Source organism: Streptomyces azureus, from assembly GCF_001270025.1.
Classification (GTDB): domain Bacteria; phylum Actinomycetota; class Actinomycetes; order Streptomycetales; family Streptomycetaceae; genus Streptomyces; species Streptomyces azureus.
On the sequence record NZ_DF968198.1, the window covers coordinates 48551 to 70322 of the forward strand.

A 21772-nucleotide genomic window follows, 5' to 3' on the forward strand; every position below is an offset into this window, starting at 1 on the left:
CGAAGCCCTCTGTCCCGTCGTACAGAGAAGCGTTCCTGCACAGCTCGGGGGCATCCGGTGAAGCGTTCCTCCACCATGCCGCCCGACGGATGTCTCAACCGGCGCCCTGTTCCGCCAGGATGCGGTCCAGGGCCTCGTCGAGATGGGCGTCGAAGTCGGCGAGCGAGCCCTCCTGGCCCAGCGGCACCAGCTTGTCGGTGCGGTCGAGGAAGGCGACCAGCGGTGCCGTCGACGACCGGAACAGCGCCTGGTCACTGCCCACCTGAAGCCGGATCAGGACCTCGCCCAGCGCGTCCGGTTCGACGGGCGTGACCCGCACATCGCCCTCCCCGCACGGTCGGCCGACCCCGTCGATCAGCAGCTCCCGGCCGAAAGCCCACGTCACCGGGGCATCACCGGGCAAGTGGAAGGTCAGCCTGACGGCATAGGGATCACTGGTCTCATAGCGCAACTCCACCGGAATGCGGAAGGAGAGCTCCTCGGACACGAGAAAGCTCATCATGACCTCTGCCTGTACGGACTCTCGCATCGCTAACCCCGTCATTCGCCGTGGACTGGCCGGGAACGAACCTCTGACACTTGGTGGAATCTTGCTGAACGTACACAGCAGATCACAAGGAGTGAGTTTTCACATACTGATAGAGAGCGCGAGCGATCCGAGCAGACTCCCGATCTCGCTCTGCAACTGCCGGGCCGCCGGGAGCAGCCGGTGCTCCTGGTGGGCGGGCAGGGAGATGGCCATCGCGGCGGCCGTGGTGCCGAGCGTGAGCGGAATCGCCGCGCAGACGACGCCCAGGGCGTACTCCTGACGCTCGGTCACAGGTTCCATCCGCCGTACTCGCTCCAGACGGCGCAGCAGGCTGTGGTTGTCGCGCACGGTGTACGGCGTGAGGGCCTGCACCGGATAGCGGTCGAGGTGGTCCCGGCGGGCCTCCTCGTCCAGCTGGGACAGCAGGCACTGCCCGATGGCGTGCGCGTGCCCGGTCTCCCGGAAGTCGGCCCACTCCTCGACCGCGGGATTGGCCGGGGTGTCGGAGACGCACATGAGCTCGATCTCGCCCTCGCGGTACACCGCGTAGTACACGGGCACACCGAGCGTGTCCCGCCAGTGCGCGAGGGCGTCGACGACCGTGCTGCGACGTTTCTGCCGCGCCCCGCTGCTGCTCAGTCGCTCGGCGGCCTCGCCGAGGAAGAAGAGGCCCTTGTCCCGGCACAGATAGCCCTCGTGCACGAGGGTGCGCAGCAGGTGGTAGGTGGTGGGCAGGGCCAGCCCCGTCTCCCGGGCCAGTTGCTTGGCGGGGGCGCCGTATTCGTGCGCCGCGACGGTCTCCAGCAGGCGCATCGCGCGCTGCACGGACCCGATGAGGGTGGCCGGAGGGGGTGGCGTGGGGGGAGGCGACTGCTCGGAGGGGGGCGCCGAGCGAGGTTGCGCGGGGACGGTGTGCAGGTGGACACGTGCGGTGTCAGCCGGGGCCAAGGGTCACTCCCGAAGCGCGAGGGGGTAGACCGTGCCGATGGACACGGGTGGGGTGTACGCCGCTCGCGGGGATGTCCCCGCGTCGAGTTCCGGACTCTATTCGTCTGCCACCGCACGCAGACGGCCCGGAAGGGAAACTTCCCCCGGCCGAGGGAACCGGTGACGCCGGGTGTTTCCCGCTACCCCCACCGGTTTCCCACCGGTCTCACCAGTCGCTGCGCGACGAGGAGTTCGACATGAACTTACGTACGACGTAGATCAGTCCACCGACCAGCGCCACGAAGACCAGCACCTTGAAAAGCAGTCCGATCACGAACCCGACCACGCTGGCGATCAGCCCGCCGAACACGACCAGGGCGATGACCGGCACCGCGATCCACTTCACCCACCACGGCAGTCCCGTGAAGATCTCTCGCATCGCCCTCGTCCTTACCTCTCCGCCCGTTCGAGTGCCGGGTCCTGTCGGTACTTCCGGATCTCTGATGTCCTGCACTCGATGCTAGGCCCGGGAGGGGCCCCGGCGGGGGCCTCGCGCCCCTTGTCTCCCCCTGACCGAACCCCTAGGGAACCCGGAGGCGGACCGTCACCTCTCGGGCGGAGAGAAGACCACCAGCACCCTCAGGTCCTCGGTGATGTGGTGGAACTTGTGCGCGACGCCGGCCGGTACGTAGATCACGCTGCCGCGTGCCACCTGCGTCGTCTCCAGGCCCACGGTGATCGCGGCACGGCCGCTCACAACGAAGTAGACCTCGTCCTGATTGTGCGGCTTCTGTGGATCCTGGTCGCCCGCATCGAGGGCGTACAGGCCGACCGACATGTTCTGCTCCCGCAGAAACTGCAGGTAGGCGCCCTCGTTGGCGGCGCGCTCCGCCTCCAGTTCGTCCAGCCGGAATGCCTTCATCGCCTTGTCCGCCCCTGCCTCTTGTGCCCATGTCCGATCAGGTCTGCCACGATCAGACACATGATGAATTTCCTAGTCAAGACGATCGCCAACGCGGGTGCCCTGGCGGTCGCCGTATGGCTGCTCGACAAGATCACGCTGACCGGTGACAGCACGGGTAAGAAGATCGGCACCCTGATCACCGTCGCGCTGATCTTCGGCCTGGTGAACTTCCTGGTCAAGCCGGTCGTCAAGCTCCTCAGCCTCCCGCTGTTGATCCTGACGCTCGGCCTGTTCACCCTGGTCGTCAACGCGCTGATGCTGCTGCTCACCTCGTGGCTGGCCGACCAGTTCGACCTCAGCTTCCACGTGGAGGGCTTCTGGACGGCCGTCCTGGGCGGCCTGGTCATCTCCGTCGTTTCCTGGGCCCTGAACGTCGTCCTGCCCGACAAGGACTGAGCGCGCATGACGTACCGCGTCTGCTTCGTCTGCACGGGCAATATCTGCCGTTCCCCGATGGCCGAGATCGTCTTCCGCGCGCGCCTGGCGGAGGCCGGTCTCGACGGCCTGGTCGAGGTCGACAGCGCCGGCACGGTCGGCTGGCACGAGGGCGACGGCGCCGATCCGCGCACGGCGGCCGTCCTCACGGAGAACGGCTACGCCACCGGCCACACGGCCCGGCAGTTCCAGCCGTCGTGGTTCTCCCGCCTCGACCTGGTCGTCGCCCTCGACGGCGGCCACCTCAGGGCGCTGCGTCGCCTGGCGCCCACGGAACAGGACGCGCAGAAGGTGCGCCTGCTGCGTTCGTACGACCCCGCCGCAGGCGACGACCTCGACGTACCGGACCCCTACTACGGAGGCGCCGAGGGCTTCGAGGAGTGCCTTGAGATGGTGGAGTCGGCGAGCGCCGGTCTGCTCGCCGCGGTGCGTGAGGACGTGGAGGGACAGGCGGCATGAGTGAATCCGCGACGGGCGACGCCCTCGGGGTGACGGACGACGCCGGTCCGGCAGCCGGTGCCGCGGGCCGGGCGGGGCGCGAGACCGACCCGGTGGCGGCGGGCGCCGGTGACGGCACGCGCGCGGTGCGGGCCGGGCTGCCCGAGCCTGCCAAGTACGAGCCCACCCTGCCCGGGCCCGTGTTCGCCGCCCACTACCACCTGCCGGGCGAGCCCACCGGCCCCTACACCTACGGCCGTGACGAGAACCCGACCTGGACGCTGCTGGAGCGCGCCGTCGGCGAGCTGGAGGCACCCGGCCGGGACGGCGTCGAGACGCTCGTGTTCGCCTCCGGCATGGCCGCGGTCTCGGCGGTGCTCTTCTCCCAGCTGCGTGCCGGGGACGTGTGTGTCCTGCCCGACGACGGCTACCAGGCGCTGCCCCTGGCGCGCGCCCAGCTGGAGGCCTACGGCATCGAGGTGCGCACCGCCCCCACCGGGGGTGACGCCCAGCTCGACGTCCTCGACGGCGCGAAGCTGCTGTGGATCGAGACCCCGTCGAATCCCGGCCTCGACGTGTGTGACATCAGGCGGCTCGCGGAGGCGGCGCACGCGCGGGGCGCCCTGGTGGCCGTCGACAACACCCTCGCGACGCCGCTCGGCCAGCGTCCCCTGGAGCTCGGCGCCGACTTCGCGGTGGCCAGCGGCACCAAGCAGCTCACCGGTCACGGCGACATCCTCCTGGGCTACGTCGTCGGCCGGGACCCCGAGGCCATGGCCGTCGTACGCCGCTGGCGCAAGATCGTCGGTGCGATTCCCGGGCCGATGGAGGCCTGGCTCGCGCACCGTTCGATCGCGACGCTCCAGCTGCGGGTCGACCGGCAGAGCGCGACGGCCCTGGCGGTCGCCGAGGCGCTGCGTGAGCGGCCCGAGGTGACCGGGCTGCGCTACCCCGGGCTTCCCGACGATCCCGCGCACAAGATCGCTGCGCAGCAGATGCGACGCTATGGGTGCGTGGTGTCGTTCACGCTGCCCACGCGCGCGCGTGCCGACCGTTTTCTCGACGCCCTGCGGCTCGTGGACGACGCGACGAGCTTTGGCGGAGTGCGGTCCACGGCCGAACGGCGCGGGCGCTGGGGCGGCGACGCGGTGCCGGAGGGCTTCATCCGCCTGTCGGTGGGCGCCGAGGACTCTGAGGATCTGGTGGCGGATGTGCTGCGTGCGCTGGGCGCGTCGGCCTGACCATCCCCCACGGACGGTCCGAGCCTCCCCCCTCGTGGCTCGGACCGTCCCCCGGTTCCGCGCGCAAGAACCGCGCGACCAAGGCTAGTTGACTCTCTGTCAGTGTCCAATCACAGTAGCGACAGAGACCTATCGACTTATTTATAGTTGAGCGCGGTCGAGGGCCGGGGAGCGGGGCCGACGAGGGGAGAGCGGTGTGGATCTGGCCTTGCTGCGGACCTTCGTGACCGTGCACCGGGCCGGCTCATTCACCCGCGCCGCCGCCCTGCTCGGCCTCTCCCAGCCGGCCGTCACCTCGCAGATACGCACCCTGGAACGGCAGCTGGGCCGCCCCCTGTTCCTGCGGCAGGCCCGCGGCGTGACCCCGACGAGCATCGGCGACGAACTCGCCCACAAGGCCGCACCGCATCTCGACGCCCTGGTGGAGATCACCGAAACCGGCCTCGACGACGACTCTTCCTTACGGACCCTGCACCTCGCCGGGCCTCCGGAGTTCACCGCGGAACGAGCCCTGCCCGCCCTCACGGAGCTGACCGGCGAGGACGGCCAGGGCTTCGCCCTGCGCGCCTCCTTCGGGAACGCCGAGGAAACGCTGGAAGGGCTTTCCGCCGGGCATCATGATCTGGCCATCAGCACGGCCCGTCCACGCGGTGCCCTGCTCACGGCGACTGCGCTCTGCGACGAGGAACACGTTCTGGTCGCCGCCCCGCGCTGGGCCGAACAGATCGGCGCCGGGCAGCCGGACCGCAAGCCGGAACCGGCCCTGGAGCAGGTACCTGTGGTGGAGGTGCACGAGTCACTGCCCTTCGTCTCCCGCTACTGGGCCTCCGTCTTCGACTCGCGTCCGGCTGCCCCGGGCACTGTCGTCGTCCCGGACCTGCGTGCGGTTCTGGCATGTGCGGTCGCGGGCGCGGGCTTGGCGGTGCTGCCCCGCTATCTGTGTGCGGCCGCGTTGCAGCGAGGTGACGTCGTCGCCCTCCACGAGCCGGCGGTGCCGCCGCTGCGCACGTACTTCCTGGTGGTGCGGACCGGGACGCTCGCGATGCCCCATATCGCGCGGGCACACGAGTGGTTGCAGCGGGCGGCTGGCGCCTGGTGCTGAGGAGGCGCCCGAGGGCGGGTGCCGGGTTGCGCGGGCGCGGATGCCGGCTGCCCGGACAGTGGCTCACTCTGGGAGCTCGGCCGGTGACGTTTCGCGATGTTTCACGTGGAACCAGCCGGGCCACATTTCACCCATGACCGTCCGACCTGTGGTCAAGCGCACCGCCCGTGCCGTTCTGCTGGACGGTGACGACCTGATCCTGATCAAGCGCACCAAGCCGGGCATGGATCCCTACTGGCTCACTCCCGGCGGCGGGCTCGAGCCCAGCGATTCAACCGTTGTCGACGCCCTGCACCGCGAGGTGTACGAGGAGCTCGGTGCGAAGATCACCGACGTGGTGCCCTGCTTCGTGGACACCGTGGAGCACATCGGGGACGACGGCGGTGCGACCGGTGTGAAGGTGCAGCACTTCTTCGTCTGCCGCCTGGAGTCCATGGATCCCTCGCTCCGCCACGGCCCCGAGGTGGACGAGCCGGTCGGCGAGTACGAGATCGTCCGTGTGCCCTTCACCCGGGTCGGAATCGCCTCCGTCCATCTCGTTCCGCTGTCGCTGCGGCACTACCTGGACGGCAACATCGAGGGCGTACTCGCCATGCACGCTCCCGACCTGGGCTGACACCGGAGGGGCTCAGGAGCCGGCCGCGACCAGTTCCTCCACGGAGTCGTGCCGTATGCGCTCCGACGGGATGCCGATGTCGCGCAGGGCGTCCACACCGCTGCGGATCATTCCGGGCGGGCCCGACAGGTAGGCGTCGTACTCGTTCCACGGCCCGTAGGCGCGTACCGCGTCCGGAAGCTGCTGGTGAGCTTGCTGGTCGATGATCGCCCGGACCGAGAGCCAGGGGTGGCTCTGCTGGAGGCGGAGCATGGTGTCGATGTCGTACAGGTCGTGGTCGGTGCGGGCCCCGTAGAAGACCTCGACGGGCCGGCGTTCCCCGTGCTCGGCGACGTCCTCGACCAGCGCCTTGATGGGCGCTATGCCGGTGCCGCCGCCCAGGCAGAGCAGCCCGCTGTCGGTGGTGTGGTCCACGGTCATGGAGCCGGCGGGCGGGCCGAGCCGGACGATGTCCCCGGGCCGGGCACGGTGCACCAGGGCGTTGGAGACCCAGCCCGCCGGGACGGCCTTCACATGGAACGACAGCAGGCCGTCGGAGCGGGGCGCCGCGGCGAAGGAGTAGTGCCGCCATATCCGGGGCCACCAGGGGGTCTCCAGGCTCGTGTACTGCCCGGCGAGGAACGGGTAGGGCTGGTCGGGGCGGACGGTGACGACCGCGACGTCCGGGGTCCTGAGGTCGTGCGTGACGATCTCGGCGTACCACCAGGCCGGAGCACGCAGTTCGTCGGCGGCCGCCGCATCGATCATGATCTGCGAGATCGTGGTGTACGTCCGTATCCAGGCCGCCTCCATCTCCTCGTCCCAGACCGCGGCGGCATACTTGCTGAGCGCTCCGATCAGGCATTCGCCGACGGCCGGGTAGTGCTCGGCACGCGTTCCGTACTTCCGGTGGCCCCGGCCGAGGTTCTGCAGGTAGTCGACCAGGACATCGGTGTTGTCGATGTGCTCGGCGGCCGTGAGCAGTGCCCGGAGCAACCGGTCACGCTGGGTGTCCATCGCGGGCGGGAAGAGCGAGCGCAGGTCCGGGTGGCGGACGAAGAGCAGGGCGTAGAAGTACGAGGTGACCTTGTCGGCCACGGGCGTGACCTCTGCCATGGCGCGGCGAATGAGGACGGCGTCCGGGGACTCTTCCATGGCCGGGGCGGGGGCTGCTGGTCCTGGGGGCGGCACCGGTGCGGGCTGCTGAGGAGGAACACGCGGCTCGGCGGGGGAAGCCGTGGTGGAGGCGACGGGCTCCGACGAGGGGGCAAAGGGCGCGGCCATGGGGCCGGGCACGGGTATCGCGTACGGGGACTCGCGCTCCTGGTCCGGCACACCGGTGCTCGCGCTGTCTGCCGGCGAGGCGGGTGGAGCAGTTGTGCCGTCTGCCGGCGTTTCCGGGTCGGCCGTCTGCCGTCCCACCGGGCGTATCACAGCCGGGCGACGGCCGTCCGGCGTCTCGGGCTCGTTTCCGGGCGTCGCCGTCGGCTTGGTGCGGGGCGTGAACCAGCCGCCCCCGCCGCCAGAAGTGCCGTTGTCGGCCGACGTGGTGGTCGGAGCGTCCATGGTGTGCCTCGCCTCGAGCATCTTTCGGTCGGTCTGCGCACTTCCCCAGTGGGAAGGTGCCTGCTTTCCCCCGTGGACGGACTGCGTTCCCATCCGTGTCGCGGCCAATGCGGCCACATTCAACCCGTGTTCCGGCTCTGTACGGACAAGTAAGGCGAGAGTGTGACATTGACCGCAGTACTCCCACCTGAGCTTCCCACTCGCCTGGGAGCCTCAGTCGCATAACCGGAAACGCGGGTCTTCGATCTCTCCGTCCCGTTAGGCTGCATTGCCCTGTACGCGGCCCGCACAGAACAGGTCACCCGCCCCGGACGTGAACCGGAGTCGACCCTACCGGCCACCGCTGTGCACACAAGTCCCCCCTTGCCCCGTCACGAATGAGGGCACGGCGCGATCACCAATACGGTCAATATCGGGCGACGCACCTGTGTTTCACGTGAAACGTCCGGGGTCTGTCCACGCTCTGTGCAGCCGGCTACAACTGGCCAAAATCTCGTATGGCTCTAGGGAAAGAGGTGGACGCCAGGGGCTCCGGTCGGACAGCCTGACCTGCGTGCCGACTCCTTCCCTTGCCTCTCTGCCCATCCGCCGTCTGACGTTCCGCGACCTCGCCGCCTGCGCCGACTTGTCCGAGGACCGGGGGTGGCCACGGGAGGAGCACAAGTGGGGCTTCCTCCTCACGGCCGGAAAGGGCTATGGCATCGACGACCCCGACGGCGGCCTCGTGAGCGCCTGTGTCGTCACCGAGTACGGACCGCAGGAGCGCCCCGCCCTCGCGGCGATCGGCATGGTCCTCGTCGCCGAACGGCACGCCCGAAAGGGGGTGGGACGCCGACTGATGCGCCACGTCGTCTCAGCGATGGGCACCACACCCCTCACCCTGCATGCCACGCCGTACGGCCGACCCCTCTACGAGGAACTCGGCTTCAAGGTCACCGGGCGGGCGGAGATGGTGTGCGGGCGTTTCACTCCTGGCGGGCCGCAGCCGGCGGTCGCCACCCGGGCGGCGACCGCCGAGGATCTCGCTGCGATCCTCCGGCTCGACGAGCAGGCGTTCGGGACCGACCGTACCCACATCGTCACCCGACTGCCGGCCTTCGCCGACCAGTTGCGCGTGGCGGAGGAGGACGGGCGGATCATCGGCTACGCGGCCGCCTGGCCGAACATGGACACCCATGTCGTCGGTCCGCTCATCGCGCGTGACACGCCCGTGGCCCGGGCCCTCATCGCCTCCCTCGCCGCCCACACCGACCGTCCCCTGCGCACCGACATCGACGTCCGGCACACCGAGCTGCTCGCGTGGGTGAAGGAGCGCGGTCTGGCGTCCGTCGCCTTCAACTCGGTGATGTCGTACGGGATCACCGAGCTGCCCGGGGACTGGAGCCGTCGGTTCGCCCCGGTCACGGTCGCGGCGGGCTGAAGGGCCCTGATACCGACACGCCGGCTCCCCCGGGGATCGGGAAACCGGCGTCGTCTCACTGAAGCGGCCCGTCAGGCGGCCTCCACGGCGGCCGTGGCGAAGGCGTGGTCCTGCTCCGGCGCACCACCGCCGACACCGATCGCCCCGATCAGGCGGCCGTCGCGATGCACCGGCGCACCGCCGGCGATGAACAGCAGCGGCCGGTCGAGCGCGGTGGGCAGGGTGTGGAAGAGACCTCCGGGCTGCACGGCGTCGACGAGGTCGGCAGTGGGCGTGTTCAGCTGGAGAGCCGTGTAGGCCTTGCGGGTGCTGGTCTCGCCGGAGATCAGCACGGCACGGTCGTCACGCCGGAAGGCGAGCAGATGGCCGCCCGCGTCCAGGACGGTGACGCTGACCGTGACACCTGCGGCCTCGGCGGCACGTCGGGCGGCGGTGACGAGGACGTCGGCGTCCTGGGTGGTCAGCGGGGCGACTGCGGTGGTGGTGCTCATGAGGTGGTTCTCCTGGAAACTCGCTGGATCGTGCTGATCCGGGCCGCAGGGAAGGCGATGAATCTGGTCGGCCCGGTGGCTCAGTAGTGGATGGCGGTCCGCTGCTCGGCCGAGACGGATCCCGTGACGACGGTGATGGGGCCCCCGGCGCGGCGTTCCAGGGCGGCCGAGAGGAAGGCCAGGCCCAGAGCTCCCACGGCCAGGACGGCACCGACCCAGTTGGGGGCGGTGTAGCCGAAACCTGCCGCGATCACGAGGCCGCCGAGCCATGCGGACAGGGCGTTGCCCAGGTTGAAGGCGCCGATGTTCACGGCGGAGGCCAGCGTCGGTGCACAGTGCGCCTGGTCGAGGACGCGCTTCTGGAGCGGCGGGACGCTGGCGAAGCCCAGTGCGCCGATCAGGGCGATCGTGACGGCCGACAGCAGCTTGTTGTGCGCGGTGAGGGTGAACACCGCCAGGACGACGGCCAGGGCGCCCAGGGAGACGTACAGCATGGGCATCAGGGCGCGGTCGGCGAACTTGCCGCCCACGAGGTTGCCGCCGACCATGCCGAGACCGAAGAGGACCAGCAGCCAGGTGACGGAGCCGTCGGCGAAGCCCGCTGTGTGGGTCATCATCGGGGCGATGTAGGTGATGGCCGCGAAGACGCCGCCGAAGCCGAGGACGGTCATCGCCATCGCGAGCAGCACCTGCACGTTCTTGAAGGCAGCGAGTTCGTGCCGCAGGCGCACCCCCTCCGGCTTGGGCATGTCGGGGACGAGCCGGGCGATGCCGACCAGGCCGACGACGCCGAGGGCGGCGACGATGCCGAAAGTCACCCGCCAGCCGACGGACTGCCCGACGAGCGTGCCCAGTGGAACGCCGACGACGTTGGCGACGGTCAGGCCCGTGAACATCATCGCGATGGCTCCGGCCTTCTTGTCCGGGGCGACGAGGTCCGCCGCGACGACCGAGCCGATCCCGAAGAAGGCGCCATGGGCCAGCGAGGCGACGACGCGGCCGATCAGCATGACGGTGAAGGCGGGAGCGAGTGCCGAGAGCAGGTTGCCGACGATGAACAGGCCCATCAGCAGCATCAGCATCCGCTTACGGGAGACCTTGGTGCCCAGAACGGTCATCAGCGGGGCGCCGAACATGACACCGAGCGCGTAGCCGGTCACCAGGTAGCCGGCGGTGGGGATGGAGACCCCGTAGTCGCTGGCGACCTCGGGCAGCAAGCCCATGATCACGAACTCGGTCGTGCCGATCCCGAAGGCCCCGATCGCGAGGGCCAGAAGCGCGAGAGGCATGGAGGGGTACACCTTCCCAGACGATTGCAGGAGCGCTTTACGTGCGAATACAATAGTTGCACACGCTGCCTATAAGCCAACGCCGTCAATTGCGGATCTGTTCTATCCTGGGTGTCAGCCGCTCCGGGACGGAGGAAACGCCAATGACAGCGACGGACCCCGCACTCACCGCTCTCGCCCAGAGCTGGTGCGCCCTCTCCCTGCTGCACGGGAGGATCGAGGCCCACATCGAGCGCGCTCTACAGGCCAAGCACGACCTCAGCGCGCGCGAGTACTCCCTGCTCGACGTGCTCAGCCGACAGCACGACGGGGACGGAGGCCACCTCCAGATGAAGCAGGTCGCCGACGCGGTCGTCCTCAGCCAGAGCGCCACCACACGTCTGGTCACCCGGCTCGAGGACCGCGGGCTCCTGGAGCGCTACCTGTGCCCCACCGACCGCCGAGGCATCTACACGAACGTCACCGAGGCAGGCCTCAAGCTGCTGGAGGAGGCCCGGCCGACCAACGACGCCGCCCTGCGCGAGGCCCTCGACGAGGCGGCGAAGAATCCGGAGCTGGCCCCGCTGGTCCGGGTCGTGGAGACGCTGAAGGCTCCGGTGCCCGTTTAGAGTCCGCTCGCACCGGCCGTTCCTGCGGAGGATCCGGCCGTTCCTGCGCAGGGTCCGGCCGGCGCTGCGTAGGGTGCGGCCCATGGGAGATCTTGAGATACGCCCCGCGACCGCCGACGACGTACCCGCGATCGTCGGCATGCTCGCGGACGACCCCTTGGGTGCACAGCGCGAGTCACCCGACGACCTCACCCCTTACCTGGCCGCGCTGGAGCGGCTCAGCGCCGACCCGAACCAGCGCCTGGTCGTGGCGGTCCGGGAGGGCCGCGTCGTCGGCACGCTCCAGCTCACGATCATCCCCGGGCTGTCCCGACGCGGTGCGACCAGGTCGATCATCGAAGGCGTACGCGTCCATGCCGACGAGCGCGGCAGCGGCCTGGGAACACAGCTCATCGAGTGGGCGATCGATGAATCCCGGCATCAGGGTTGCCAGTTGGTCCAGCTGACCTCCGACAACACACGAACCGATGCCCACCGCTTCTACGAACGGCTCGGCTTCACGGCCTCCCACACGGGCTTCAAACTCTCGTTGTGACCGACGTGGAGGAGGGCCTGTTTCACGTGAAACACGCCCTCCTCCACGTCACCGTCTAACCGATCCCACGCCAACCCTCAGGGTCGACCCCGCCCGGCACCGGAGCCCCTTCCTCGTACGGCTGACGTGTGAACACGAACGAACCGAGGTCCAGATGGCTCACGGACCCGTCCGGCCGCCGTACGGCCTTCAACGGCTCTCCGGCGTAGTAACCCTCCAGGCCGGTCCAGGTGCCGTCGCCGTTCGGTCGGAACCGCGAGCGTCGCCCGTTGCCCGACAGCGGTTCCAGTGAGGCGAGTCCGTCGGCCGTGAGCCGCAGGGCGAAGGCGTACGTACCCCAGTACCACTGCCCCGTCAGCTCCAGCATCGACGGGTCCACGTCACTCAGCGGCCTCCATGGGGCGGGCATGCGCGGCTCCGCCTCGGCGACGATACGGACGAGATCGGCGGCGATGCCGGACACCAACGGGCCCGAGGTGCAGTTGGCGAGCACGACCGCCGCCACGTCGTCCTCCACGCTGATGCTCACATTCGCCAGGAAGCCCGGCAGGGATCCGCTGTGCCCCACGAGCAGCCGGCCGTGCCTGCGCTGAATCTGCATGCCGAGGCCGTAGGTGTCACCGGACATCACATCCGCGGCTTCCGCCGGTGCCGCCGGAGTACGCATCTCCCGCACGGTCTCGGCACTCAGCACCCTCTCGTCGCCCCTCGCCAGGAAGGCCGCGAACCGGGCCAGGTCTGCCGTGGTCGACCAGAGTTGACCGGCGGGTGCCATACGACCGAGGTCCTCGGCGGGCTCGGGCAGCAGCACGTCGGCCCAGGGGTGCACGGCCCAACCGCCCGCATGCGGGGCCCGCGGTCGCACGCCGGTCCGATCGAGCCCCAGCGGTTCGAGCACTTCACGCCGTAGCGCATCCTCCCAGGAGGTCCCCCGCAGCTCCTCGACGAGCGCGCCCAGCAACGTGTAGCCGGGATTCGAGTAGTGGTGCCGTCGGCCGACGGGGTGCAGGAGAGGCTGCTCACCGAGCACGTCGGACAGTTCCGGCCGCAGGGATCCGGGCGTGCGCTCCCACCACGGACCGGGCGACTCGGCCGCCAGCCCGCCCGTGTGCGCGAGCAGTTCGGCGATCGTGGCCTCCCCCGCACCGGTACCCGGCACGTACTTCTCCAGTGGATCCTCGAGGCCGAGCAGTCCCTCGTCCCGCAGGCGCATCACGAGAACGGCGGTGAAGGTCTTGGTGATCGAGCCGATGCGGTACTGGACGTGCTCGTCGGGCTCTTCCCCGGCCACCGATGTCCGGGCGCCGTGCCACACAGCCCGCCCGTCCCGGACGACGGCCGCGACCAGCGACGGGGCCCGCCCCTGGGCCTGTGCCACGGCGATCCGGTGCAGCAGCGCACGACTCGTCGCGGGAAACAGCTCTTCCTTGGGTGTCGTCATGGCCCAAGTCCACCTGGCTCGACCCGGCGAGTCGACCTCATTTCGCCGCCGACACCGGCTCAGGTCTGCGCCATGTCCACGAACCGCGAGTAGTGACCCTGGAAGGCGACCGTGATCGTCGCCGTCGGGCCGTTTCGGTGCTTGGCCACGATCAGGTCGGCCTCACCCGCACGCGGCGACTCCTTCTCGTAGGCGTCCTCGCGGTGCAGCAGGATGACCATGTCAGCGTCCTGCTCGATGGAACCGGACTCACGCAGGTCGGAGACCATCGGCTTCTTGTCCGTGCGCTGCTCGGGACCACGGTTCAGCTGGGAGAGCGCGATGACCGGGACCTCCAGCTCCTTGGCCAGCAGCTTCAGGTTCCGGGACATGTCCGAGACCTCCTGCTGACGGCTCTCGGCCCGCTTGGAACCGCCGGACTGCATCAGCTGGAGGTAGTCGATGACCACCAGCCGCAGGTCGTTCCGCTGCTTGAGGCGGCGACACTTGGCGCGGATCTCCATCATCGACAGGTTCGGGGAGTCGTCGATGTAGAGCGGGGCCGCCGAGACGTCCGGCATCCGCCGGGCCAGGCGGGTCCAGTCCTCGTCCGTCATCGTGCCCGACCGCATATGGTGCAGGGCGACCCGGGCTTCGGCGGACAGCAGACGCATCGCGATCTCGTTGCGCCCCATTTCGAGCGAGAAGATCACGCTCGGCAGGTTGTTCTTGATCGAGGCGGCCCGCGCGAAGTCGAGCGCGAGCGTGGACTTACCCATGGCGGGACGAGCCGCGATGACGATCATCTGGCCCGGGTGCAGCCCGTTCGTGAGCGAGTCGAAGTCCGTGAACCCTGTGGGTACACCGGTCATCTCACCGCTGCGCGAGCCGATCGCCTCGATCTCGTCGAGCGCACCCTCCATGATGTCGCCGAGCGGCAGATAGTCCTCGCTGGTGCGCTGCTCGGTGACCGCGTAGACCTCCGCCTGGGCACGGTTGACGATCTCGTCGACGTCGTCGTCGGCCGCGTATCCCATCTGCGTGATGCGCGTGCCCGCCTCGACCAGGCGGCGCAGCACCGCCCGCTCATGGACGATCTCCGCGTAGTAGGCGGCGTTGGCGGCCGTGGGCACCGTCTGGACGAGGGTGTGCAGGTACGAGGCCCCGCCGATCTTGTTGATCTCACCGCGCTTGGTGAGCTCGGCGGCGATCGTGATGGGGTCGGCCGGCTCGCCCTTGGCGTAGACGTCGAGAACGGCCTGGTAGATCGTCTCGTGGGCCGGCTTGTAGAAGTCGTGACCCTTGAGGATCTCGACGACGTCGGCGATGGCGTCCTTGGAGAGCAGCATGCCGCCGAGGACGGACTGCTCGGCTTCGATGTCCTGCGGCGGCACCCGCTCGAACGCCGGGGCGGCGCCGCCGTCCCATGCCCCGCTGTCCCTGCCGCGTTCGTGCTGCTCGTCGCGGCCCCGGGCTCCCTCACCGCGTCGGCGGGAGGCGGGCAGACGATCACTGGGACCGCTGTCGGCCCACGGGTCGTCCAAGGGCTCGGAAATGCTCACCGAGCCACCTCCTCCCGTCCGCCGCAGCAGACCTCGCCGTGCCCCTCTTTTTCTACGGCACGGCACTGACAAATGAGACGCCCAACTCCGGTTAGCCAGCGCCGGTTTTGTGACGTTTTGAAAACCGGCGGACGGAGCGGGCGCCGGACCACGTTAGGCCTGTCGGCACCGTCAGCCAATCTGGTTATCCACAGGCCATGTGGACGACGGCCCAGATGCTGTGGAGAACTCCTCAAAACCTGTGCACGACCCGGTGGACAGGCCTGTGAACAAGCACCGCGCCGCCCCAGAGGTACGTCTGTGACCTGCGGCTTTGCCGTCCACCGGCTGTGCAGAAGAAAAACTTTCCCAACCGGCGCAAGATCGCTTCGAATGGTGCACAGCAGTGCGTACCGCTGGGCGGGAGGTAAGGGGCACAAACCTTTGCATCTCTTACCTGTGGACGATTAGATTGGTGCACATGACACAGGCCCCCGCGCGTCACCGAACCGGCCGGAGACAGCACGACCGAGAGATCGTCTCGTTGGCCGTGCCGGCCTTCGGCTCTCTCGTCGCCGAGCCCCTCTTCCTCATGGCGGACACCGCGATCGTGGGCCATTTGGGCACGGCCCAACTCGCCGGCCTCGGCGTCGCCTCGGCCCTGTTGATGACCGCCGTCAGTGTCTTCGTCTTCCTCGCCTACGCCACGACAGCGGCGGTCGCCCGCCGCGCCGGCGCGGGCGACCTCCAGGCCGCCATCCGCCAGGGCATGGACGGCATCTGGCTGGCACTGCTCCTCGGCGCTGCCGTCGTCGCCGTCGTCATGCCGACGGCGTCCGCCGTCGTGGACCTCTTCGGCGCCTCGGACGCAGCGGCCCCCTATGCCACCACGTACCTGCGCATCTCCGCGCTCGGCATACCGGCCATGCTCGTCGTCTTCGCCGCGACCGGCGTGCTGCGCGGCCTCCAGGACACCAAAACCCCTCTCTACGTCGCCATCGCCGGATTTGTCGCCAACGGTGCTCTCAACACGGGGCTCGTCTACGGCGCCGACCTGGGGATCGCCGGATCCGCCTGGGGCACCGTCATCGCCCAGTGGGGCATGGCCGTGGTCTATCTCGCAGTGGTTCTGCGCGGTGCGCGCAAGCACGGTGCCTCGCTTCGCCCGGACGCCGCCGGAATCAGGGCCTCTGCACAGGCCGGTGTGCCCCTGCTGGTTCGCACCCTCTCCCTGCGAGCGATCCTGATGATCGCCACGGCGGTCGCCGCCCGTCTCGGTGATGCCGACATCGCCGCACACCAGATCATCCTGTCCCTGTGGAACCTGCTCGCCTTCGCCCTCGACGCCATCGCCATCGCGGGACAGGCCATCATCGGGCGCTACCTCGGAGCCGGTGACGCACAAGGCGCCCGCGACGCATGCCGTCGCATGGTCGAGTGGGGGATCGCCGTCGGGGTCGTCCTCGGCATCCTGGTCGTCATCGCCCGACCGGCATTCCTGCCCCTGTTCACCAGTGACTCCGCGGTCAAGGACTCGGCGCTGCCCGCCCTGCTCATCGTCGCCCTCTCACAGCCGATCTCCGGCATTGTCTTCGTCCTGGACGGGGTCCTGATGGGCGCTGGCGACGGCCCCTACCTGGCCTGGGCGATGCTGCTCACTCTGGCGGTCTTCACCCCCGTCGCCCTGCTGGTGCCGGTATTGGGCGGTGGACTCACCGCCCTCTGGGCCACCATGATGCTGATGATGACCGTGCGGATGGTGACGCTGGGGCTCCGGACCCGCTCGGGCCGCTGGATCGTGACGGGCGCGACCCGCTGACCGCCGGGCTCGGCCCTCGCTGACTGTTTCACGTGAAACACCGTGTTTCACGTGAAACGGCAATGGTGCCGGAACGACGATGGGGCCGCACCCGAAGGGTGCGACCCCATCGCTCACTGCCTCAGCGAGCGCGACACTCAGGCCGCGACGACCTCGATGTTGACCTTGGCGGCAACCTCGGGGTGCAGACGCACGGACGTCTCGTGAGCGCCCAGCGTCTTGATCGGCGAGCCCAGCTCGATGCGGCGCTTGTCGACCTCGGGGCCACCGGAAGCCTTGATCGCGGAAGCGATGTCGGCCGGGGTGACGGAACCGAAGAGACGACCGGCGTCGCCGGAGCGGACAGCCAGACGGACCTTGACGCCTTCGAGCTGGGCCTTCACCTGGTTGGCCTGCTCGATGGTCTGGATCTCGTGGATCTTACGAGCACGACGGATCTGCTCGACGTCCTTCTCGCCACCCTTGGTCCAGCGGATAGCGAACTTCCGCGGGATCAGGTAGTTGCGAGCGTAACCGTCCTTGACGTCGACGACGTCGCCCGCGGCACCGAGGCCGGAGACCTCGTGGGTCAGGATGATCTTCATGTGTCGGTCACCCTTCCCTTATCGCGCGGTGGAGGTGTAGGGCAGCAGCGCCATCTCACGGCTGTTCTTGACGGCCGTGGCGACGTCACGCTGGTGCTGCGTGCAGTTGCCGGTCACGCGGCGGGCACGGATCTTGCCGCGGTCGGAAATGAACTTCCGCAGCATGTTCGTGTCCTTGTAGTCCACGTACGTGACCTTGTCCTTGCAGAAAGCGCAGACCTTCTTCTTCGGCTTGCGCACAGGCGGCTTCGCCATGGTGTATCTCCTGTGTGATCAAGAAGTTGGGGTGCGAACCCGCCCTAGAAGGGGGGCTCGTCCGAGTAGCCGCCGCCACCGCCACCGCCGCCGGAGCCACCGCCCCAGCCGCCGCCACCGCCCTGGTTGCCACCGGCGGGAGCGCCGGTCGCCCACGGGTCGTCGGCGGGAGCGCCGCCGCCCTGCTGGCCGCCACCGGAGCCGCCGCCCCAGCCGCCGCCACCCTGGGCGCCACCGCCACCGCCGCCGTAACCGCCCTGGCCACCGCGGCCGGTGGTCTTGGTGACCTTGGCCGTGGCATTGCGCAGGCTGGCGCCGACTTCCTCGACGTCCAGCTCGTAGACCGTGCGCTTGACGCCCTCACGGTCCTCGTAGGACCGCTGCTTCAGCCGGCCCTGCACGATGACGCGCATGCCTCGCTGGAGCGACTCGGCGACGTTCTCCGCCGCCTGACGCCAGACCGAGCAGGTCAGAAAGAGGCTCTCGCCGTCCTTCCACTCGTTCGTCTGGCGGTCGAAGGTGCGGGGAGTGGACGCGACACGGAACTTCGCGACGGCCGCACCGGAGGGGGTGAAGCGCAGCTCGGGGTCGTCGACAAGATTGCCGACCACCGTGATGACGGTCTCGCCTGCCATGGGGGAACCTCTCGGCGGGTTTGCTCTGGCTGCTTGCTACTCGAATCCCGGGATCAGCTGAGCGTGAGAGCTCAGTGGGTCTCGGGACGGAGGACCTTGGTCCGGAGGACCGACTCGTTCAGGTTCATCTGGCGGTCGAGCTCCTTGACGACCGCAGGCTCGGCCTGCAGGTCGATGACCGAGTAGATGCCCTCGGGCTTCTTCTTGATCTCGTACGCGAGACGACGACGGCCCCAGGTGTCGACCTTCTCGACCTTTCCGCCGCCGTCACGGACGACAGAGAGGAAGTTCTCGATCAGCGGGGAGACAGCGCGCTCCTCGACGTCGGGGTCGAGGATGACCATCACCTCGTAGTGACGCATGTGGAACCCACCTCCTTTGGACTCAGCGGCCACGGTCGTTCCGTGGCAGGAGGGTTGTGATGCGTAGGCAACGGTATCGGCCACCACTGACAATCGGGGGTTCTGTGGAGAAGCCCCTGCCGTGACATGGGCAGACACCGGTGCGGACGGTACAGACTACCCGCTCAGCGGCTTGCGGTTGAAATCCGGCTGTCAGGGCAGCCAATCTGTACACATCGGGTGTGTATGGCGCTACGGTGCGCCGACTTTCGCAGGAGGTGCCCTATGGCACAGGCAATGCGACCCAACACCGCCGGCGGCCTCTTCGCCACGGACGGCAAGCCCCACCCCCTCCAGGACATCCTGCTCGCGGTAACCCTGGTGCTGGGCATCACGTCGTTCATCACGGCCCTCGTCGACGAGGACCTGCATCTGCTGAGCTCCTGGACCGGCCTGGTGGGCATTCTCACCGGTGCGTACGGCCAGTGGGTCTCGGAGACGACCCGGGAGCGCTTCGGCCTGATCCTCGGCCTCGGTGCCGCGGGTGTCGGGTTCTTCCTGGGCATGGCGCACGGCGGTCTCTTCGGCGGTCTCGTCGACTGACGCCAGGGACACTCCTTCCGAACACCGGGCGACGCCCCGGCCGCTCACGGGCCGGGGCGAAGGTCCCGTACGCCCAACCGGCGCGCATCCAAGGCGCAGTAGGCTTCGCGCGAGAGCCGGAGCCCCTGACCCTATGGGGACACACCAGCCCGAGGAGCGCCCCGAAATGAGCCTGACCCTGAGGACCATCAGTCGCGAGCAGCATCTGGCCTACATCCAGAGCCTGCCGTCGGCGAGCCACATGCAGGTCCCGGCCTGGGCTGACGTCAAGGCGGAGTGGCGCTCCGAGAACCTCGGGTGGTTCGACGACAGGACGGGCGAGCTGGTCGGTGCCGGTCTGGTCCTCTACCGGCAGCTTCCCAAGATCAAGCGCTACCTCGCCTACCTGCCCGAGGGCCCGGTCATCAACTGGTTCGCGCCAAATCTCCAGGAGTGGATCGAGCCGATGCTGGCGCACCTGAAGCAGCAGGGCGCCTTCTCGGTGAAGATGGGGCCGCCGGTGGTCATCCGGCGCTGGGACGCCACCTCCATCAAGCAGGGCATCCAGAACCCCGACGTGAAGCGGCTGCGCGACATCGAGGCCGACCACATCGAGCCGCGCGCCTTCGAGGTCGCCGACAAGCTGCGCCGCATGGGCTGGCAGCAGGGCGAGGACGGCGGCGCCGGCTTCGGCGACGTCCAGCCCCGCTACGTCTTCCAGGTGCCGCTGGCCAACCGCTCCCTCGAAGAGGTCCACAAGAACTTCAACCAGCTGTGGCGCCGCAACATCAAGAAGGCCGAGAAGGCCGGCGTCGAGGTCGTCCAGGGCGGCTACCAGGACCTCGAGGAATGGCAGCGGCTGTACGAGATCACAGCCGTGCGCGACCACTTCCGCCCGCGACCGCTGTCGTACTTCCAGCGCATGTGGACGGCCCTCAACAGCGAGGACCCCAACCGCATGCGGTTGTACTTCGCACGGCACAACGGTGTGAACCTGTCGGCGGCGACGATGCTGATCGTCGGCGGGCACGTCTGGTATTCCTACGGCGCCTCCGACAACATCGGCCGCGAGGTCCGGCCCTCGAACGCGATGCAGTGGCGGATGCTGCGCGACGCCTACGCCCTCGGCGCCACCGTCTACGACCTGCGCGGTATCTCCGACTCGCTGGACGAGACCGACCACCTCTTCGGTCTGATCCAGTTCAAGGTGGGCACGGGCGGGCAGGCCGCCGAGTACCTCGGCGAGTGGGACTTCCCGCTGAACAAGCTGCTGCACAAGGCGCTCGACATCTACATGTCGCGCCGCTGATGTCACCTTCAGTGCTTCCATACCTCTGATACACGGCAACCACGAGAAAGGTTCCAGGTCCGGCCATGGCGCTCACGCTCTACGTCGACACCGCGCGCTGGCGGGCGCACCACAAGCACGTGCAGGAGCAGTTCCCCGGCCTCGTGCCGGTCTGCAAGGGCAACGGTTACGGCTTCGGGCACGAGCGGCTGGCGGAGGAGGCCACGCGGCTGGGCTCGGACGTCCTCGCCGTCGGCACGACGTACGAGGCCGCCCGGATCAAGGACTGGTTCGGCGGTGACCTGCTGGTGCTGACGCCGTACCGGCGTGGCGAGGAGCCCGTGCCCCTGCCGGACCGGGTCATCCGCTCGGTGTCGTCGATAGACGGCGTGTACGGCCTCGTCGGCGCCCGTGTGGTGATCGAGGTGATGTCCTCGATGAAGCGGCACGGCATCGGTGAGCAGGACCTGTCCCAGCTGCACGCCGCCATCGAGAACATCCGCCTGGAAGGCTTCGCGATCCACCTGCCGCTGGACCGCACCGACGGCTCGGACGCGGTCGAGGAGGTCATCGGCTGGATGGACCGGCTGCGCGCCGCCCGGCTGCCGCTCCACACCATGTTCGTCAGCCACCTCAAGGCCGAGGATCTCGCCCGGCTCCAGCAGCAGTTCCCGCAGACGCGGTTCCGGGCCCGCATCGGCACGCGCCTGTGGCTGGGGGACCACGAGGCCACCGAGTACCGCGGCGCGGTCCTGGACGTCACGCGCGTGGCCAAGGGCGAGCGCTTCGGCTACCGCCAGCAGAAGGCGGCCTCCGACGGCTTCCTGGTCGTCGTGGCGGGCGGTACGTCGCACGGGGTGGGCCTGGAGGCCCCCAAGGCGATGCACGGCGTCATGCCGCGTGCCAAGGGCGTCGCCCGGGCCGGCCTCGCGACGGTCAACCGGAACCTTTCTCCCTTCGTCTGGGGCGGCAAGCAGCGCTGGTTCGCCGAGCCGCCGCACATGCAGGTCTCGATCCTGTTCGTGCCCGCGGACGCCCCGGAGCCGAAGGTCGGCGAGGAGCTGGTGGCCCATCTGCGGCACACCACCACGCAGTTCGACCGGCTCGTGGACCGCTGACCGGCGCACGCACCGACGGGCCCGGCACAGCGAGAAGGCCGTACACGGT

Annotated in this window: 25 protein-coding genes; 12 read left to right on the forward strand and 13 right to left on the reverse strand. The window is 69.0% G+C overall.

Going from position 1 to position 21772, the window contains the following annotated elements; all coding sequences use genetic code 11:
- Positions 1-94: 94 nt before the first annotated feature.
- The 4 genes from AOQ53_RS03000 to AOQ53_RS03015 all read right to left on the reverse strand — a co-directional run bounded on the left by AOQ53_RS03000 (position 95) and on the right by AOQ53_RS03015 (position 2378).
- A complete protein-coding gene (locus tag AOQ53_RS03000) occupies positions 95-529 on the reverse strand; it encodes an SsgA family sporulation/cell division regulator (protein ID WP_031115219.1) in 435 nt (144 codons plus the stop codon).
- A 99-nt stretch (positions 530-628) separates the two neighbouring features.
- Positions 629-1342 carry an IclR family transcriptional regulator gene (locus AOQ53_RS03005; RefSeq protein WP_059414728.1) on the reverse strand — a complete coding sequence of 238 codons (714 nt, stop codon included), beginning with the start codon at positions 1340-1342 and terminating at the stop codon, positions 629-631.
- A gap of 340 nt (positions 1343-1682) precedes the next feature.
- On the reverse strand, positions 1683-1895 hold the full coding sequence (locus AOQ53_RS03010; protein WP_059414730.1) for a DUF5326 family protein: 213 nt from the start codon (positions 1893-1895) through the stop codon (positions 1683-1685).
- Between the two features lie 165 nt (positions 1896-2060).
- Entirely contained in the window at positions 2061-2378 is a 318-nt protein-coding gene (locus tag AOQ53_RS03015) for a cupin domain-containing protein (RefSeq protein WP_059414731.1), read from the reverse strand.
- A gap of 60 nt (positions 2379-2438) precedes the next feature.
- Here AOQ53_RS03015 and AOQ53_RS03020 point away from each other — a divergent pair, with 60 nt between their 5' ends.
- The 5 genes from AOQ53_RS03020 to AOQ53_RS03040 all read left to right on the forward strand — a co-directional run bounded on the left by AOQ53_RS03020 (position 2439) and on the right by AOQ53_RS03040 (position 6252).
- Positions 2439-2816, forward strand: coding sequence for a phage holin family protein (locus AOQ53_RS03020; RefSeq protein ID WP_059414733.1), 378 nt, complete (start codon positions 2439-2441; stop codon positions 2814-2816).
- Positions 2817-2822: 6 nt separating this feature from the next.
- Entirely contained in the window at positions 2823-3314 is a 492-nt protein-coding gene (locus AOQ53_RS03025) for a low molecular weight protein-tyrosine-phosphatase (RefSeq protein WP_059414734.1), read from the forward strand.
- Positions 3311-4534: a cystathionine gamma-lyase gene (locus AOQ53_RS03030; protein ID WP_236711536.1), complete on the forward strand. Its 1224-nt coding sequence runs from the start codon at positions 3311-3313 to the stop codon at positions 4532-4534. Before AOQ53_RS03025 ends, AOQ53_RS03030 begins: the two co-directional genes overlap by 4 nt.
- A 196-nt stretch (positions 4535-4730) precedes the next feature.
- Positions 4731-5636, forward strand: coding sequence for a LysR family transcriptional regulator (locus AOQ53_RS03035; protein ID WP_059414735.1), 906 nt, complete (start codon positions 4731-4733; stop codon positions 5634-5636).
- 133 nt (positions 5637-5769) lie between these two features.
- On the forward strand, positions 5770-6252 hold the full coding sequence (locus AOQ53_RS03040; protein WP_059414736.1) for an NUDIX domain-containing protein: 483 nt from the start codon (positions 5770-5772) through the stop codon (positions 6250-6252).
- A 12-nt stretch (positions 6253-6264) separates the two neighbouring features.
- On the opposite strand, the gene AOQ53_RS03045 is transcribed toward AOQ53_RS03040, so the two are convergent.
- A complete protein-coding gene (locus AOQ53_RS03045) occupies positions 6265-7797 on the reverse strand; it encodes a globin domain-containing protein (RefSeq protein ID WP_236711537.1) in 1533 nt (510 codons plus the stop codon).
- A gap of 553 nt (positions 7798-8350) precedes the next feature.
- On the opposite strand from AOQ53_RS03045, the gene AOQ53_RS03050 reads away from it, so the two are divergent.
- Positions 8351-9217, forward strand: a complete 867-nt coding sequence (locus AOQ53_RS03050) for a GNAT family N-acetyltransferase (RefSeq protein WP_059414738.1) — start codon at positions 8351-8353, stop codon at positions 9215-9217.
- Between the two features lie 71 nt (positions 9218-9288).
- Here AOQ53_RS03050 and AOQ53_RS03055 read toward each other — a convergent pair whose 3' ends face one another.
- Both AOQ53_RS03055 and AOQ53_RS03060 read right to left on the reverse strand, forming a co-directional pair.
- Entirely contained in the window at positions 9289-9708 is a 420-nt protein-coding gene (locus AOQ53_RS03055) for a GlcG/HbpS family heme-binding protein (RefSeq protein ID WP_059414739.1), read from the reverse strand.
- A gap of 80 nt (positions 9709-9788) precedes the next feature.
- Positions 9789-10997, reverse strand: coding sequence for an MFS transporter (locus AOQ53_RS03060; protein WP_059414740.1), 1209 nt, complete (start codon positions 10995-10997; stop codon positions 9789-9791).
- 143 nt (positions 10998-11140) lie between these two features.
- Here AOQ53_RS03060 and AOQ53_RS03065 point away from each other — a divergent pair, with 143 nt between their 5' ends.
- Entirely contained in the window at positions 11141-11605 is a 465-nt protein-coding gene (locus AOQ53_RS03065; RefSeq protein ID WP_059414743.1) for a MarR family winged helix-turn-helix transcriptional regulator, read from the forward strand.
- Between the two features lie 82 nt (positions 11606-11687).
- Positions 11688-12140, forward strand: coding sequence for a GNAT family N-acetyltransferase (locus tag AOQ53_RS03070; protein ID WP_059414744.1), 453 nt, complete (start codon positions 11688-11690; stop codon positions 12138-12140).
- Between the two features lie 55 nt (positions 12141-12195).
- On the opposite strand, the gene AOQ53_RS03075 is transcribed toward AOQ53_RS03070, so the two are convergent.
- Together AOQ53_RS03075 and dnaB are read right to left on the reverse strand one after the other, a co-directional pair.
- The gene (locus tag AOQ53_RS03075; RefSeq protein ID WP_059414745.1) at positions 12196-13581 is read right to left on the reverse strand and encodes a serine hydrolase domain-containing protein; all 1386 of its coding nucleotides are present in this window, start codon (positions 13579-13581) and stop codon (positions 12196-12198) included.
- A gap of 59 nt (positions 13582-13640) precedes the next feature.
- Positions 13641-15122 (reverse strand): replicative DNA helicase, encoded by a 1482-nt coding sequence (dnaB, locus tag AOQ53_RS03080; protein WP_059414747.1) that lies wholly within the window; start codon positions 15120-15122, stop codon positions 13641-13643.
- Positions 15123-15582: 460 nt separating this feature from the next.
- On the opposite strand from dnaB, the gene AOQ53_RS03085 reads away from it, so the two are divergent.
- Complete coding sequence (locus AOQ53_RS03085) at positions 15583-16920, forward strand: MATE family efflux transporter (RefSeq protein ID WP_059414750.1); 1338 nt, start codon at positions 15583-15585, stop codon at positions 16918-16920.
- Positions 16921-17057: 137 nt separating this feature from the next.
- Here the strand turns inward: AOQ53_RS03085 and rplI are convergent, their stop codons facing one another.
- The 4 genes from rplI to rpsF form a co-directional block, all read right to left on the reverse strand.
- Positions 17058-17504 carry a 50S ribosomal protein L9 gene (gene rplI, locus AOQ53_RS03090; protein ID WP_010032778.1) on the reverse strand — a complete coding sequence of 149 codons (447 nt, stop codon included), beginning with the start codon at positions 17502-17504 and terminating at the stop codon, positions 17058-17060.
- Between the two features lie 18 nt (positions 17505-17522).
- The gene (gene rpsR, locus AOQ53_RS03095) at positions 17523-17759 is read right to left on the reverse strand and encodes a 30S ribosomal protein S18 (protein ID WP_003949403.1); all 237 of its coding nucleotides are present in this window, start codon (positions 17757-17759) and stop codon (positions 17523-17525) included.
- A 44-nt stretch (positions 17760-17803) separates the two neighbouring features.
- Complete coding sequence (locus AOQ53_RS03100; RefSeq protein WP_059414752.1) at positions 17804-18394, reverse strand: single-stranded DNA-binding protein; 591 nt, start codon at positions 18392-18394, stop codon at positions 17804-17806.
- Between the two features lie 71 nt (positions 18395-18465).
- Entirely contained in the window at positions 18466-18756 is a 291-nt protein-coding gene (gene rpsF, locus AOQ53_RS03105) for a 30S ribosomal protein S6 (protein WP_003991486.1), read from the reverse strand.
- A gap of 264 nt (positions 18757-19020) precedes the next feature.
- On the opposite strand from rpsF, the gene AOQ53_RS03110 reads away from it, so the two are divergent.
- The 3 genes from AOQ53_RS03110 to AOQ53_RS03120 all read left to right on the forward strand — a co-directional run bounded on the left by AOQ53_RS03110 (position 19021) and on the right by AOQ53_RS03120 (position 21723).
- A complete protein-coding gene (locus tag AOQ53_RS03110; protein ID WP_059414754.1) occupies positions 19021-19338 on the forward strand; it encodes a hypothetical protein in 318 nt (105 codons plus the stop codon).
- A gap of 166 nt (positions 19339-19504) precedes the next feature.
- A complete protein-coding gene (femX, locus tag AOQ53_RS03115) occupies positions 19505-20626 on the forward strand; it encodes a peptidoglycan bridge formation glycyltransferase FemX (protein WP_059414756.1) in 1122 nt (373 codons plus the stop codon).
- 65 nt (positions 20627-20691) lie between these two features.
- The gene (locus tag AOQ53_RS03120; protein ID WP_059414758.1) at positions 20692-21723 is read left to right on the forward strand and encodes an alanine racemase; all 1032 of its coding nucleotides are present in this window, start codon (positions 20692-20694) and stop codon (positions 21721-21723) included.
- Positions 21724-21772: the final 49 nt, after the last annotated feature.

Coding starts and splice junctions, on each gene's coding strand:
- AOQ53_RS03075 (WP_059414745.1), bottom strand. CDS start 13,581: ATGACGACACCCAAGGAAGAGCTGTTTCCCGCGACGAGTCGTGCGCTG.
- AOQ53_RS03040 (WP_059414736.1), top strand. CDS start 5,770: ATGACCGTCCGACCTGTGGTCAAGCGCACCGCCCGTGCCGTTCTGCTG.
- rpsF (WP_003991486.1), bottom strand. CDS start 18,756: ATGCGTCACTACGAGGTGATGGTCATCCTCGACCCCGACGTCGAGGAG.
- AOQ53_RS03070 (WP_059414744.1), top strand. CDS start 11,688: ATGGGAGATCTTGAGATACGCCCCGCGACCGCCGACGACGTACCCGCG.
- AOQ53_RS03085 (WP_059414750.1), top strand. CDS start 15,583: ATGACACAGGCCCCCGCGCGTCACCGAACCGGCCGGAGACAGCACGAC.
- AOQ53_RS03025 (WP_059414734.1), top strand. CDS start 2,823: ATGACGTACCGCGTCTGCTTCGTCTGCACGGGCAATATCTGCCGTTCC.
- AOQ53_RS03005 (WP_059414728.1), bottom strand. CDS start 1,342: ATGCGCCTGCTGGAGACCGTCGCGGCGCACGAATACGGCGCCCCCGCC.
- AOQ53_RS03030 (WP_236711536.1), top strand. CDS start 3,311: ATGAGTGAATCCGCGACGGGCGACGCCCTCGGGGTGACGGACGACGCC.
- AOQ53_RS03020 (WP_059414733.1), top strand. CDS start 2,439: ATGATGAATTTCCTAGTCAAGACGATCGCCAACGCGGGTGCCCTGGCG.
- AOQ53_RS03015 (WP_059414731.1), bottom strand. CDS start 2,378: ATGAAGGCATTCCGGCTGGACGAACTGGAGGCGGAGCGCGCCGCCAAC.
- AOQ53_RS03065 (WP_059414743.1), top strand. CDS start 11,141: ATGACAGCGACGGACCCCGCACTCACCGCTCTCGCCCAGAGCTGGTGC.
- AOQ53_RS03060 (WP_059414740.1), bottom strand. CDS start 10,997: ATGCCTCTCGCGCTTCTGGCCCTCGCGATCGGGGCCTTCGGGATCGGC.
- AOQ53_RS03055 (WP_059414739.1), bottom strand. CDS start 9,708: ATGAGCACCACCACCGCAGTCGCCCCGCTGACCACCCAGGACGCCGAC.
- AOQ53_RS03045 (WP_236711537.1), bottom strand. CDS start 7,797: ATGGACGCTCCGACCACCACGTCGGCCGACAACGGCACTTCTGGCGGC.
- AOQ53_RS03120 (WP_059414758.1), top strand. CDS start 20,692: ATGGCGCTCACGCTCTACGTCGACACCGCGCGCTGGCGGGCGCACCAC.
- femX (WP_059414756.1), top strand. CDS start 19,505: ATGAGCCTGACCCTGAGGACCATCAGTCGCGAGCAGCATCTGGCCTAC.
- AOQ53_RS03110 (WP_059414754.1), top strand. CDS start 19,021: ATGGCACAGGCAATGCGACCCAACACCGCCGGCGGCCTCTTCGCCACG.
- rplI (WP_010032778.1), bottom strand. CDS start 17,504: ATGAAGATCATCCTGACCCACGAGGTCTCCGGCCTCGGTGCCGCGGGC.
- rpsR (WP_003949403.1), bottom strand. CDS start 17,759: ATGGCGAAGCCGCCTGTGCGCAAGCCGAAGAAGAAGGTCTGCGCTTTC.
- AOQ53_RS03100 (WP_059414752.1), bottom strand. CDS start 18,394: ATGGCAGGCGAGACCGTCATCACGGTGGTCGGCAATCTTGTCGACGAC.
- AOQ53_RS03010 (WP_059414730.1), bottom strand. CDS start 1,895: ATGCGAGAGATCTTCACGGGACTGCCGTGGTGGGTGAAGTGGATCGCG.
- AOQ53_RS03000 (WP_031115219.1), bottom strand. CDS start 529: ATGCGAGAGTCCGTACAGGCAGAGGTCATGATGAGCTTTCTCGTGTCC.